General features: G+C 41.7%; 15 protein-coding genes, 2 tRNA genes and 1 rRNA gene. 4 read left to right on the top strand and 14 right to left on the bottom strand.

From position 1 onward, the window contains the following. Window positions 1-200: 200 nt before the first annotated feature. Both groL and groES read right to left on the bottom strand, forming a co-directional pair. On the bottom strand, window positions 201-1,835 hold the full coding sequence (groL, locus tag C6Y01_RS14165) for a chaperonin GroEL (RefSeq protein WP_034320371.1): 1,635 nt from the start codon (window positions 1,833-1,835) through the stop codon (window positions 201-203). A gap of 56 nt (window positions 1,836-1,891) precedes the next feature. Beyond that, window positions 1,892-2,176, bottom strand: a complete 285-nt coding sequence (gene groES, locus C6Y01_RS14160) for a co-chaperone GroES (RefSeq protein ID WP_003214120.1) — start codon at window positions 2,174-2,176, stop codon at window positions 1,892-1,894. A gap of 229 nt (window positions 2,177-2,405) precedes the next feature. Here groES and C6Y01_RS14155 point away from each other — a divergent pair, with 229 nt between their 5' ends. The 3 genes from C6Y01_RS14155 to C6Y01_RS14145 are packed head-to-tail and all read left to right on the top strand — an operon-like array spanning window position 2,406 to window position 4,015. After that, the gene (locus C6Y01_RS14155) at window positions 2,406-3,140 is read left to right on the top strand and encodes a CPBP family intramembrane glutamic endopeptidase (protein WP_106038360.1); all 735 of its coding nucleotides are present in this window, start codon (window positions 2,406-2,408) and stop codon (window positions 3,138-3,140) included. Then, window positions 3,137-3,331: a YdiK family protein gene (locus C6Y01_RS14150; RefSeq protein WP_034664886.1), complete on the top strand. Its 195-nt coding sequence runs from the start codon at window positions 3,137-3,139 to the stop codon at window positions 3,329-3,331. The genes C6Y01_RS14155 and C6Y01_RS14150 overlap by 4 nt, the downstream gene beginning before the upstream one ends. A gap of 57 nt (window positions 3,332-3,388) precedes the next feature. Next, complete coding sequence (locus tag C6Y01_RS14145; RefSeq protein ID WP_106038359.1) at window positions 3,389-4,015, top strand: NUDIX hydrolase; 627 nt, start codon at window positions 3,389-3,391, stop codon at window positions 4,013-4,015. 39 nt (window positions 4,016-4,054) lie between these two features. Here C6Y01_RS14145 and tatC read toward each other — a convergent pair whose 3' ends face one another. The 4 genes from tatC to moaC are packed head-to-tail and all read right to left on the bottom strand — an operon-like array spanning window position 4,055 to window position 6,193. Next, window positions 4,055-4,819 carry a twin-arginine translocase subunit TatC gene (tatC, locus tag C6Y01_RS14140; protein ID WP_034666769.1) on the bottom strand — a complete coding sequence of 255 codons (765 nt, stop codon included), beginning with the start codon at window positions 4,817-4,819 and terminating at the stop codon, window positions 4,055-4,057. Between the two features lie 6 nt (window positions 4,820-4,825). Beyond that, on the bottom strand, window positions 4,826-5,005 hold the full coding sequence (locus C6Y01_RS14135; protein ID WP_003214302.1) for a twin-arginine translocase TatA/TatE family subunit: 180 nt from the start codon (window positions 5,003-5,005) through the stop codon (window positions 4,826-4,828). Window positions 5,006-5,032: 27 nt separating this feature from the next. Beyond that, window positions 5,033-5,686 carry a redox-sensing transcriptional repressor Rex gene (locus tag C6Y01_RS14130; protein ID WP_008355687.1) on the bottom strand — a complete coding sequence of 218 codons (654 nt, stop codon included), beginning with the start codon at window positions 5,684-5,686 and terminating at the stop codon, window positions 5,033-5,035. 15 nt (window positions 5,687-5,701) lie between these two features. Further along, window positions 5,702-6,193: a cyclic pyranopterin monophosphate synthase MoaC gene (gene moaC, locus C6Y01_RS14125; protein WP_106038358.1), complete on the bottom strand. Its 492-nt coding sequence runs from the start codon at window positions 6,191-6,193 to the stop codon at window positions 5,702-5,704. A gap of 138 nt (window positions 6,194-6,331) precedes the next feature. Between moaC and C6Y01_RS14120 the strand changes: the two genes are divergently transcribed. Further along, window positions 6,332-8,254: an ABC transporter ATP-binding protein gene (locus C6Y01_RS14120; RefSeq protein WP_106038357.1), complete on the top strand. Its 1,923-nt coding sequence runs from the start codon at window positions 6,332-6,334 to the stop codon at window positions 8,252-8,254. Between the two features lie 271 nt (window positions 8,255-8,525). On the opposite strand, the gene tsaD is transcribed toward C6Y01_RS14120, so the two are convergent. From tsaD to rrf, 8 genes are all read right to left on the bottom strand, one after another. Continuing rightward, complete coding sequence (gene tsaD / locus C6Y01_RS14115) at window positions 8,526-9,554, bottom strand: tRNA (adenosine(37)-N6)-threonylcarbamoyltransferase complex transferase subunit TsaD (RefSeq protein ID WP_034664904.1); 1,029 nt, start codon at window positions 9,552-9,554, stop codon at window positions 8,526-8,528. Next, window positions 9,547-9,975 (bottom strand): ribosomal protein S18-alanine N-acetyltransferase, encoded by a 429-nt coding sequence (gene rimI, locus C6Y01_RS14110; protein ID WP_024424460.1) that lies wholly within the window; start codon window positions 9,973-9,975, stop codon window positions 9,547-9,549. Before rimI ends, tsaD begins: the two co-directional genes overlap by 8 nt. A 25-nt stretch (window positions 9,976-10,000) precedes the next feature. Continuing rightward, on the bottom strand, window positions 10,001-10,690 hold the full coding sequence (tsaB, locus tag C6Y01_RS14105; RefSeq protein WP_034664907.1) for a tRNA (adenosine(37)-N6)-threonylcarbamoyltransferase complex dimerization subunit type 1 TsaB: 690 nt from the start codon (window positions 10,688-10,690) through the stop codon (window positions 10,001-10,003). Further along, complete coding sequence (gene tsaE / locus C6Y01_RS14100) at window positions 10,671-11,147, bottom strand: tRNA (adenosine(37)-N6)-threonylcarbamoyltransferase complex ATPase subunit type 1 TsaE (RefSeq protein WP_106031432.1); 477 nt, start codon at window positions 11,145-11,147, stop codon at window positions 10,671-10,673. Before tsaE ends, tsaB begins: the two co-directional genes overlap by 20 nt. A 12-nt stretch (window positions 11,148-11,159) precedes the next feature. Continuing rightward, complete coding sequence (thiL, locus tag C6Y01_RS14095) at window positions 11,160-12,137, bottom strand: thiamine-phosphate kinase (RefSeq protein WP_106038356.1); 978 nt, start codon at window positions 12,135-12,137, stop codon at window positions 11,160-11,162. A gap of 277 nt (window positions 12,138-12,414) precedes the next feature. After that, window positions 12,415-12,491 (bottom strand) — tRNA-Asp (locus C6Y01_RS14090). Window positions 12,492-12,495: 4 nt separating this feature from the next. After that, window positions 12,496-12,572: transfer RNA gene (locus tag C6Y01_RS14085), tRNA-Met, on the bottom strand. A gap of 18 nt (window positions 12,573-12,590) precedes the next feature. Next, a 5S ribosomal RNA gene (gene rrf, locus C6Y01_RS14080) occupies window positions 12,591-12,706 on the bottom strand. Between the last annotated feature and the right edge of the window lie 139 nt (window positions 12,707-12,845).

Below are 12,845 nucleotides of genomic sequence, written 5' to 3'. Positions count from 1 at the left end.
AGGAATATCTATGCTCATATGACTGTTAATATGGAAGAAAAGGCCTCCCAACAGTTTTGCAAACTGATGAAAGGCCTTCTTCTATAGTTAGCTTATTTGTCACAGGTTGCCTTGTGTTTAATAACACAAGGACAAATACGACGACAAGAAAAGCATATTATTATTTCAGACGTTGATATAACAAGGTTTTGAAACCCTGATTACATCATGCCGCCCATACCACCCATGCCGCCCATATCCGGCATTCCGCCGCCTGAGCCGCCTTCTTCTGGTTTGTCAGCAACGACTGCTTCAGTTGTTAGAAGCATTGCTGCAACAGAAGCTGCGTTTTGAAGTGCAGAGCGAGTTACTTTTGTTGGGTCAACGATTCCTTTTTCGATCATGTTTACCCATTCGTTTGTTGCTGCGTTGAAGCCTACGCCAATTTCTTCGTTTTTCAAGCGCTCAACGATGACTGATCCTTCAAGACCTGCGTTGTGAGCGATTTGACGGATTGGCTCTTCAAGAGAACGTAGAACGATGTTTACACCTGTTTGAACGTCACCATCTGCTTCGATTGAAGCGACTTTTTTGTATACATTCACAAGTGCTGTACCACCACCGGATACGATACCTTCTTCAACTGCTGCACGAGTTGAGTTCAGTGCATCCTCGATGCGTAGTTTGCGCTCTTTTAGTTCTGTTTCCGTTGCAGCCCCAACTTTGATGACAGCGACGCCGCCAGCTAGTTTTGCAAGACGTTCTTGTAATTTTTCTTTATCGAATTCAGAAGTTGTTTCTTCTACTTGCGCACGGATTTGGTTGACGCGTGCTGCGATTTGAGCAGAATCTCCTGAACCTTCTACGATGGTTGTGTTTTCTTTTGTCACAACAACTTTAGACGCGCGGCCAAGCTGACCGATTTCAGTTGATTTCAGGTCAAGTCCTAGGTCTTCTGTGATTAACTCTCCGCCAGTTAGAACAGAGATGTCTTCAAGCATTGCTTTACGACGGTCACCGAATCCAGGTGCTTTGACTGCCACTGCGTTGAATGTTCCACGAAGTTTGTTCACAACAAGTGTTGCAAGTGCTTCGCCTTCTACATCTTCAGCAATGATCAACAATGGTTTTCCTTGTTGTACAACTTGCTCAAGTACAGGAAGGATTTCTTGAATGTTTGTGATCTTTTTATCAGTGATTAAGATGTAAGGATTTTCAAGAACCGCTTCCATCTTATCAGAATCAGTCACCATGTATGGTGAAGCATATCCGCGGTCAAATTGCATTCCTTCAACCACTTCAAGCTCAGTTGTGAACCCTTTAGATTCTTCGATTGTGATAACGCCGTCGTTACCTACACGCTCCATTGCTTCAGCGATTAGGCTGCCTACTTCTTCATCTGCTGCAGAAATAGACGCAACTTGAGCAATTGATTCTTTGCCTTCGATTGGTTTAGAAATCTCGTGCAAGCCTTCAAGTGCTACTTTCACTGCTTCTTCGATCCCTTTACGAACGCCAACAGGGTTTGCACCAGCTGTTACGTTTTTAAGACCTTCACGGATCATTGCCTGAGCTAGAACCGTTGCAGTTGTTGTACCATCACCAGCTACGTCGTTTGTTTTGCTTGCAACTTCAGCCACAAGTTTTGCACCCATGTTTTCAAATGCATCTTCTAATTCGATTTCTTTTGCAATCGTTACACCATCATTTGTGATAAGTGGAGAACCGAATTTTTTCTCAAGAACCACGTTACGTCCTTTAGGTCCTAAAGTTACTTTTACAGCATCTGCAAGTGCATCTACACCACGTAACATCGCACGACGTGCTTCTTCACTGAACTTAATATCTTTTGCCATTATAACGAAACCTCCTCAGTCTTTTTAGAAATATATCTCAATGTTTTTTTATGTGATTAACCAATAACAGCTAAAATGTCGCTCTCACGAAGAATTAAATATTCTTTGCCTTCATATTTCACTTCAGTGCCTGCATATTTTGAGAAGATAATGCGGTCGCCTGTGTTTACTTCTAACGCAACGCGCTCACCACTTTCAAGTACACGGCCTGAACCTGCTGCAACAATTTTACCTTCTTGCGGTTTTTCTTTTGCAGAATCCGGTAACACAATACCGCTAGCGGTTTTTTCCTCAGATTCAACGAGTTCAATGATTACGCGATCGCCTAATGGCTTTAACATAAGAAACAACCTCCTCAATTTTTATATGTAGTCTTTTTTAGCACTCATCACTAGTGAGTGCTAACACATTTATTATAATAAAGAATGTCTTCTGTAATTTCAAGTAAAAACCTTTAAAAATTTTTACGCTTTCATGATCTTTTTTCAACTCAGATTCTTTCCTTTTCATCGAAGAAGAAGACTTGTGTTACAATAAATCTAGTTCTTTTAGTAAAGGGGTTTTCGTTACTTGAAAAAACAATATTGGTACATCATCTTAACGTATATATTGGTACAGGTTTCTGCAATTCCTTATGTGATCATTATGAAATGGTTAGGATTCATTCAAACACCGATGACACAAGCAGAGCTCTCTAAATTGTCAGGAACATGGACAATCATTAGCTTCTGTATTGGACTAATCATTATTCTGCTCATCCTTCGGACTGTGCCAAAAGCTTCACTTCGAAATGAAGCACCGGCTTCAGTCGGCGCGGCAATCGCTTGGATCATTGGCGGTTTCTTTCTTTCGCTTCTCACCCAATCGATTGTAGGAATGATTGAACAATATGCATTCGGCATTGGACGTGAGTCAGAAAACACGCAAAATATCTTATCTATTATGGATGCTTTTCCTTTTCTGGTTGTTATTATTGCACTAATTGGACCGATACTTGAGGAGATTATTTTCCGAAAAATCGTTTTTGGTGTAATTTATGAAAGGTCGAATTTTTTTATTGCGGCACTTGTTAGTTCAGTATTTTTCGCTGCTGCACACTCTGATTTTGACCACTTCTTTCTCTATACCGCAATGGGCTTTACATTTGCCTTTTTATATGCGAAAACAAAACGTATCATCGTTCCAATCGGTGCACATATGCTGATGAACTCGCTCGTCATTCTTGTGCAGATTGAGCCAGTAAGAAAAATGATTGAAGAACAATCTCAAACAATGCAAATGATTATTGGAGGCTTTTTCTCATGAGAAACCCTGTCGTATGGGGCGTCATTTATTTTGCCGTAGGTGTTGCTTTCACCTATATGGCCATTCAAAATCCAGGTGACATGTGGTCATTTTACAGCATTTTGCTGATGGTGTTTGCGGCCTATAATATCAATATCGCGTTTAAAATGTTTGCCTTCTCTGTCAAACTCAAAAAACAGCAGCAAAAATAAATCAAAAACCATTTTCTAATCTCTGGAAAATGGTTTTTTTATGGAGGACAAGTTTTCATGAAACAAGAAAAACTGAACATCTTAAATGAGCAGCATGAAGCGATTGGAGTTGCACCCCGTTCAGATGTCCACGCCCAAGGTCTTTGGCATGAAACCTTTCATTTCTGGCTTCTCAAAAAGGAACATGACACCGTGTATCTCTATTTTCAGCTAAGAAGCCCCGCAAAAAAAGATTTTCCTGCTCTGTTTGATATCACAGCAGCAGGCCACCTTCTTGCAAATGAACAGCCTTCTGACGGTATGAGAGAGGTAGAAGAAGAGCTTGGTCTTACTGTCCCTTTTGAAGATCTATCCTTTGCAGGTGTTATACAGGATGAAATTCATCTACCCGATTTTACTGATCGTGAATTTTGCCATGTCTATCTTTACGTCCATCAAGAAGAGCAGATGAACATTCAATTACAAAAAGAAGAAGTCGCTGGACTTTACAGAGCAAAGCTAATGGATGCACAGCAGCTTTTCACAAGAAAATGTGAAAACATGCAGCTTGATGGCTTTGAAGTTGATGAATCCGGAGAACGATGTGAAGAAAGCAGAGTAGTCTGTATACAAGATTTTGTAGCGCATGAGCCTGCCTATTATCAGCATCTATTTCAAGCGATCAATCAATTCCTTTTACAATAGAAAAAGCATCGTGACCCTTATTCGGATCACGATGCTTTTTTATGAGACATCATAATTTTTTTTCTCCTCTGTCTCTGTTTGCTGCATTTTGCGATAGGTCACTCTTGAAATGACAATACTCACTTCATACAAAACGAGCATCGGCAAGGTGACCATGAGGTGAGAAACAAGCTCTGGCGGTGTAATGAGTGCGGCAATGACAAGGAGGACAAAATAGGCATACTTCCGTATTTTTGATAAAAACATCGGTGTGATGATGCCAAGTCTTGTGAGAAACATCAACACAACGGGCATCTGAAACAAAAAGCCAAATGGAAGTGTTAACTGCATCAGAAATGTAAAATACTCATGAATCCCAATGACTTGCTCTACATTTAAATCATTCGACATCCGCATCATAAAATCAACGACAAACGGAAACAAAATAAAATAAGAGAAAGCCACACCGCTCAAAAATAAAAGCAGTGCAATCGGAATATAAGCAAGTGTCACCTTTCTCTCTTTTTCATATAAGCCGGGGCTGACAAACGCCCAAAGCTGATATAAAATCACGGGACACGTCAAAACCAAAGCAATGACAAATGCGAACTGCATAAACACGTACAGCGGATCTGTGAGCTTAAATGCATTCAGTGTCAGTGTGGCCGCTTCATCGGTATTTTGTAAATACACAATGACCGGCTTAGCAAGAAAAAAACCAGCCACCATAAAGGCGACAAAAAACATCGCAATGATCACTAAACGTTTTCGCAGTTCCACAATATGCTCCATAAGCGGCATATCTTTGACATTCATGAAGCTCATCCTATTCTACTGATCTTCTTTTTTCTTTTTTTCTTCCTGATCATCAGCTAAACCTTTTGTGGCATTTTTGAATTCACGTAATGTATCTCCTGCTGCTCTTCCTAATTCAGGAAGCTTTTTCGGCCCAAAAATAATGAGCGCAACAATCGCAATCAGAACCAAACTTCCAGGACCGATCGGACCCATTTGCTCCACCCCCTTTACCCCTTTTCGTCAATCCTCCTGTGTAACAGAGTAATGCTTTAAGAAATACACAAGAGACTGAAGTTCAACCGCCAAATCTATATGATGAATTCGAATGTGTTCCGGCACATTCAATCGAGCCGGCGTAAAGTTAAGGATTCCTTTGATGCCAAGGGCAATCAAACGATCTGTAATGGATTGAGCTGCTACGGCAGGTACTGTCAAAATGGCAACAGGAATATCTCCTACCTCTTGAACATGCTCTTCAAGCTTATCCAAATCATAGACAGGCACGCCGCCTATCTCACTTCCTATTTTACTCTCATTGACGTCAAAAGCCATTGAAATTTTTGTATTATTATTTTTGATGAAATTATAGTGTAGAAAAGCAGTCCCTAAATTCCCGACACCGATGAGCATGACATTGGTCATTTCATCTTGGTCAAGTGTCTTTCTGAAGAAGGTCAAGAGGTAATCGACATTATAGCCATACCCTTTCTTCCCGAGTGCACCAAAGTACGAAAAATCTCGGCGAATGGTGGCAGAATCCACTTTGACTGCATCACTAAGCTCTGCCGATGACACCCTTTGTTTTCCTGATGCATGCAGATTTTTTAAAAAACGGTAATATAGCGGCAAACGTTTGGCTGTCGCTTGTGGAATTTTTGACTGATCTATATTCATATAAGGTCCTCCAACTTAAATATCAGATGCTCTGTGAAAATCACCGTTTTTCCCGCCTTTCTTTTCAATTAAATAGGTAGGACCGATGATCATGCCTTTATCAATCGCTTTGCACATGTCGTAAACGGTCAGTGCACATACTGAAGCAGAAGTGAGCGCTTCCATCTCCACACCCGTACTTCCTTTTGTTTTCACCTGTACTTGTATGTTCAGAATGTGCGCATTTCCGTCTTCCTCCCAATCAAAGGAGATATCCACGCCTTTTAGTGCAAGCGGATGACACATTGGAATGATGGTAGATGTTTGCTTTGCTGCCATGATGCCAGCAACCTGTGCAACAGACAGCACATCCCCTTTTCCAATTTCACGTTGTTGTATTTTATGAAACACTTCTTTTATCATACGAACGCTTGAAGCAGCAACGGCGGTTCTCACTGTAGACGATTTGTCACTAATGTCGACCATCTTTGCTCTTCCCTGTTCGTTAAAGTGGCTAAATTGACTCATCTTTCAACGCTCCCTCACTCAAATGATACACTATTTTTTCCTATCTGTCTTTCATTTGAATATGGCGATTGTATGTAACATTTGCCGGTTTACTGCTGATAAGCTACACTTAACATATTATAGCAGAGGTGAAGTTACATGATGATTCTACAAGTGAATCAGCTGTCCAAATCATTTGGTGCTGATACCGTTTTAACGAATATAAAATTAGAAGTCAAAGCAAGGGATCGGATTGCCATTGTAGGTCGTAACGGCGCAGGCAAATCCACCCTTTTGAAAATCATTGCCGGTCAATTGTCTTACGAGCAAGGTGAGATCATCAAACCGAAAGACCTATCGATCGGCTATTTAGCACAGCATACCGATGTGACATCTACACGTACGTTAAAAGACGAATTATTATCGGTTTTTGATCATTTAAAAGGGATGGAACAAGAGATGAGAATCATTGAGGAGAAAATGGCTTCCTCCACAGGTTCTGAGCTGGATTCCCTCATGAAAACCTATGACAGACTGCAGCAGGAATTTAAAGATCAAGGCGGCTATCAATACGAAGCAGATGTCCGCTCCATTCTTCATGGGCTGGGCTTTAGTCACTTTGAAGATGAGACAACCGTTCAATCCTTAAGCGGCGGCCAGAAAACCCGTCTAGCGCTTGGAAAGCTCTTATTAATGAAACCAGAACTCTTAATTCTGGACGAGCCGACCAACCATTTAGATATTGATACCTTATCATGGCTGGAGCAATATTTGCAAAATTATACAGGCGCCATTCTGATCGTGTCCCATGACCGCTACTTCTTAGACAAAGTGGTGAACCATGTGTATGAAGTCTCAAGAACTGCCATGAAAAAGTTCGCAGGCAACTATAGTAAGTATCTTGAACTGAAAGCTGAGCAGCTAGAGCGTGATATGAAGCTCTACGAAAAGCAGCAAGAAGAAATCTCAAAGCTCCAAGACTTCGTAGATCGCAACCTGGCAAGAGCCTCAACCACAAAGCGCGCTCAGAGCAGACGCAAGCAGCTGGAACGGATGGATCGTTTAGATAAGCCATTAGGTGATGAAAAATCCGCAAACTTTCATTTTGATATTACGAGACAAAGCGGCAATGATGTGCTGAAGGTACATGATCTCGACATTCGTTATGATGAAAAAACACCACTCCTATCCTCCCTTTCTTTTCAGATCAAACGTGAGGATAGCGTGGCACTCATTGGTCCTAACGGGATCGGGAAATCAACCCTTTTAAAAACGTTAACGAACACATTAACGCCTGTAAAAGGCGACATCACCTTTGGATCTCATGTCACGATCGGCTACTATGACCAAGAACAAGCCAAACTGACATCATCCAAAAAAGTGCTCAATGAGCTTTGGGATGACTATCCTCATATGAATGAAAAAGAAATTCGGACATGTTTAGGGAATTTCCTTTTTTCTGGTGATGACGTCTTAAAGCCCGTTCATGCATTAAGCGGTGGAGAAAAAGCCCGGCTTGCCCTGGCAAAGCTGATGCTTCAAAAAGCCAATTTCCTAATACTTGATGAGCCTACGAACCATTTGGACTTAGATAGTAAGGAAATTTTAGAGAATGCGCTGATCGATTATCCAGGAACCATCTTATTTGTCTCGCATGACCGTTATTTTATTAATCGACTAGCAACGAAAGTATTCGAGCTGTCGCGAGCGGAAACAAAAGAATACCTTGGTGACTATGACTACTACCTTGAAAAGAAAAATGAACAATTAGAGCTTGAGGCGCTTCAAGAAAATGAACCGCTTAAAAAACAAGCAGCAAAGCCAGTAGAAACAGCAAAGCTTTCTTATGCGGAAGAAAAAGAACTGAAAAAGAAAGAAAGACAAAAGCAGCGCAGAATCGAGGAAATTGAAAAGCGGATTGCTGTCATTGAAGAGAAACTTGGTGAAAATGAAGAGCTTCTATGTGATCCTGCTATTTTCCAAAATCATGAGAAGGTCCAAGACATTCAAACAGAAAATGATACGCTTAATCAAGAGCTTGAATCACTTTTCGAGGAGTGGGAAGAGCTATCCGAATCTTAAAGAGTGCCCAAATGGGTGCTCTTTTTTCTTTCAGTGGAAATTTATTATCCACATTAATATCCACAAAAACTTCTTTGTTATTCTTAAAAATTTTGGACTTATCCACTTTATTCACAGGTTTTTAATCACATATCCACACAAAAATTCTTTTTTATACACATTCTCTTCATTTCAAAACAAAATTTTCAAATAATTGTGGATATATAACGTTTACATGTGAATAAATCGCTTTCATTGAAAATGAAAAAAACCTGTGTATCCACAGGAGTTTTCATTCATATGAGACAAGCGGTAAGCCCGGCTGGCCATTCATCGCCATATCGCCTCTTATTCCCTTTTCAAACGCAATGGTTCCAGCAGCAGCGATCATGGCTGCATTGTCTGTGCAAAGAGATAACGGCGGAATAATGACCTTCACGTCAGGTAGCTTTGTGAATGCTGTCGTCAAAGCTTCTCTCAGTCCTTTATTGGCAGCGACTCCACCAGCTAGGACAACCTGCTTTACGCCATAGGCCTCAGCCGCTTTTAATGTTTTCCCAACAAGCACCTCAATGACGCTTGCTTGAAAACTTGCTGCCAAATTCTCTGGAGCAATTGTTTCTCCCTTTTGAGATGCATTGTGTAATGTGTTAATTACAGCTGATTTTAATCCACTAAAGCTAAAGTGATAGGAACCTTCTTCAAGCCATGCACGAGGAAGTTTAATCGTTGGCTCTCCTTCATGTGCTAACCGATCAATATGAGGTCCACCTGGATACGGGAGACCCATCGTCCGAGCCACTTTATCGTAGGCTTCTCCAGCCGCATCATCTAATGTTTCTCCAATGACCTCAAAAGATCCATGCTCCTTCATTAGCACAAGCTCAGTATGTCCACCAGAGACAACAAGAGCCAAACATGGAAACTGTAATTCATCTACAAGCTGGTTTGCATAAATATGCCCAGCAATATGATGTACACCAACAAGAGGAATCTGATGAGCAAAGCTCAGTGCCTTGGCTGCGTTGACACCGATCAGAAGGGCACCGACTAAGCCCGGTCCTTCTGTGACAGCAATGGCATCTAAATCCTGAAAGCTCATATTGGCCTGTGTCATCACTTCTTCCAATACGATGGTAACTTGTTCCACGTGATGTCTTGAAGCGATTTCTGGTACAACACCGCCAAATCGTTTATGACTTTCTATTTGCGAGGCCACAACATTCGCCACAATTTCTTTCCCATTTTTTACAATGGATGCAGCTGTTTCATCACAGCTTGTCTCTATACCTAATATGAATCGATCTGTTTGTTCACTCATTTATATTCACCCACATGACCAATGCATCTTCCCCATTATCCGTATAATAATTCTTTCGAATAGAAGCTGGTCTGAAACCAAGCTTTTCATAAAGGGATTGTGCAGGTGTATTCGAAACCCGCACCTCTAAAGAAAGATGATCTGTCTTTTTTTCTTTGCAAAATTCCATGACATATCGCAGCAATGCTTCCCCGTAGCCCTTTCCTCTATGCTCAGGGAGAATCGCAATGTTCGTAATTTGTGCATCGTCCATGACGATCCAGACCCCGCAATACCCAACAGGCTGTTTATCTTCTTCAATGAGGAAATAATGGCTGTACTGGTTATGGAGAATCTCATAGACAAATGATTCTTTTTTCCAAGGTGCAGTAAACGAATGCACTTCAATCGTATACACCTCTGGAATGTCCGCTACCGTCATTTTTCGAATCTCTGTTATGTTGAGATTATTTTTGTCCTTCAAGCCATTTCACTTCCGCTTCTGCCAAACGAATATAGTTAGGAACAAGCTGATGAACATCTTCAGCAGGACGATCTGTCCCTAAAAACGCAAGCATTGAAGGTCTTGGGTTATGAAAAGCTCCCTCTGCTATCACAGCAGTTTCTCCTAAAATGGAGCGAATGCTCTCTTCATGAAGATGCACATCCTGCCCAAGAAATAGGACAGGCTTTCCTGTCTGCTTCAGCTCATGAAGCCAATCCGTGAGCAAGATATTTTGGTCTGGTTTGATCTCTTTGATTTTTCCTTCTTCAAACGTATATAGCCCAGTATAAACTTGTCCTCTTCTCGCATCAAATAGTGGCGAGATCCATCCATCAAAATATTGACCATTTGCCGCAAGTGTTTCTAAACTTGAAACAGCCGATATCGGGATAGACAGCGTCCACGCGAGTGTTTTTGCAATGGTCACACCAATTCGGACACCAGTGTAGGAACCAGGTCCTTTCGCTACAACGATTTTACTTAGTTCACTTGGCGCTACACCACATTCTTTCATTAATGCCTCAACAGTCGGCATCGCTCGGACGGAATGGTTCTTTTTTAAATACGTGATGCTCTCACCAATCACTGTGGAATCTTTTACAAGGGCAATTCCTAGTGTATGGTTAGACGTATCAATTGCCAGTATGGTCAAATTCTTTCATCTCCTTACAAAGGGTCTTATAGCGTTCCCCTTTTGCACTAAACGTGAGATGACGTTCTTCTTCACGTTCTGTTCTCAGCATTTCTATTTTCAAATAGGTGGAAGGCAATTGAGGTCCAATGAGATGTGCCCACTCAACCAAGCATACACCTTCGCCCTCAAAATATTCTTCGAGCCCAATATCTTCTTCCGCATCTTCCATGCGGTACACGTCCATATGATAAAGTGGCAGTCTGCCATCGGTATATTCTTTAATAATCGTAAAGGTAGGGCTGTTGACGATACGGGTAATCCCTAAGCCTTCTGCAAAACCTTTTGAAAAAGTAGTTTTGCCTGCACCTAAATCCCCTTCTAATGTCAAAACATCGCCTGGCATCACAAGTTTGGCCAAAGCAGCGGCAATTCGTTTCGTCTCATCCGCACCTTTTGTCGTCCATGTTAATTTCACAGTTATGTCACCTCATTTCTTAAAATGATTATATCCTTTTTTCATTAACATTGTTTGCTGTTCATTGTCTTTTAATATAACGCTTGCTGCTTGATCACCTTTGACTTGTCCAATGCGTTTGACTTGAATGTCTTCTTTTCTACATTGCATGTCAAAGCTTTCCCAATCAGCCTCTGGAATCGTACCAGTTAATACAAAGTCTTCCCCGCCAAATAACACCCATTCCAGCCAGTCTTTACGCAGCACTGGTAAATCTGGATGTGCGGGGAGCTTGTTTGCTTCTATCTCAATCGTCACATGACTCGCTTCGGCTATCTCATTCAGCTCACTCGCTAATCCATCACTCACATCATTCAAGGTGACCCGTGGGAAGCTTGAGCAAATATGTCCAGCAGCAATGTGAGGCTGAGGCTTTTTATGACGCTCAAGAAAAAAGGCTTTGTCGACTGCCTTGGTAGGGGTTACTTCGTTCATTAAAAGTGATAAGCCAGCAGCTGATGAACCAAGCTCACCTGTGACAAAGACGACGTCTCCTGTCTGAGCACTGTGACGATAACAAGCTGTTCCCTTGGGAACCTCGCCAATGACCGTCACTGTAATGACAAAGTCACTGCGAGTGGCGACCGTATCTCCACCAATTAAATCCATATGATAGGTGTCAGCCAATGCTTTCATTCCCTCGTAAAGAGCTGAGACGATCGTCTCATCACCATGAGGGGGGATCGCAATCGATACAAGATAATACTTTGGGGTTCCTCCCATTGCGGCAATATCACTGACATTGACCGCTAGTGCTTTAAAGCCAATCTCAAAAGGTGTGGAAAAATCAAAACGAAAATGAACATACTCCACCATTGTATCAACACAAACGACCTCTTCACAATGTGAATGAGGTTGATAAACACTTGCATCATCACCGATGCCCATAACCAAAGAACGCTGATGTGTTTCTTTTGGTGTAATTCGGCGAATAAGATCAAATTCATCCATAAAAAGCAGCCCCTTCATGCAATCAATTGATTGAGTAAACACGATGTCAGACATAATTAGTATTAGTGTAAGCCAATATGAGTTTCAATTCCAATTAAAAATGATATAAAGAAAGCCTGGTATGAAAAAACCAGGCTGGGTTGAAGTGATCTATCTTTTTCTTTTCACATAACGTGTAGCCAAACACAAACCAATTCATTGCATCTTGGATACGTACGAAAAGAAAAAGACATAAAAAAAAACGAAACTATACGTTTTCGTTTACAAGTCATAAAAATGGCGGTCCGGACGGGACTCGAACCCGCGACCTCCTGCGTGACAGGCAGGCATTCTAACCAACTGAACTACCGGACCATTTTGGTTGCGGGGGCAGGATTTGAACCTGCGACCTTCGGGTTATGAGCCCGACGAGCTACCGAACTGCTCCACCCCGCGATGATATAAATATGACAAGCTTGGCGGCGTCCTACTCTCACAGGGGGAGACCCCCAACTACCATCGGCGCTGAAGAGCTTAACTTCCGTGTTCGGTATGGGAACGGGTGTGACCTCTTCGCTATCGCCACCAAACCTGATGGAGAGAATGTTCTCTCAAAACTAGATAACAATGTTCATGCTTCACATTAGAATATAGGTTAAGTCCTCGATCTATTAGTATCTGTCAGCTCCACGTGTCACCACGCTTCCACCTCAGACCTATCAACCTGAT

It is taken from the genome of Bacillus sp. NMCC46 (assembly GCF_002998465.1).
Lineage (GTDB): Bacteria > Bacillota > Bacilli > Bacillales > Bacillaceae > Bacillus.
The sequence above is the reverse complement of the archived record's forward strand: the minus strand, read 5'-3'. Positions and strand labels throughout refer to the sequence as shown.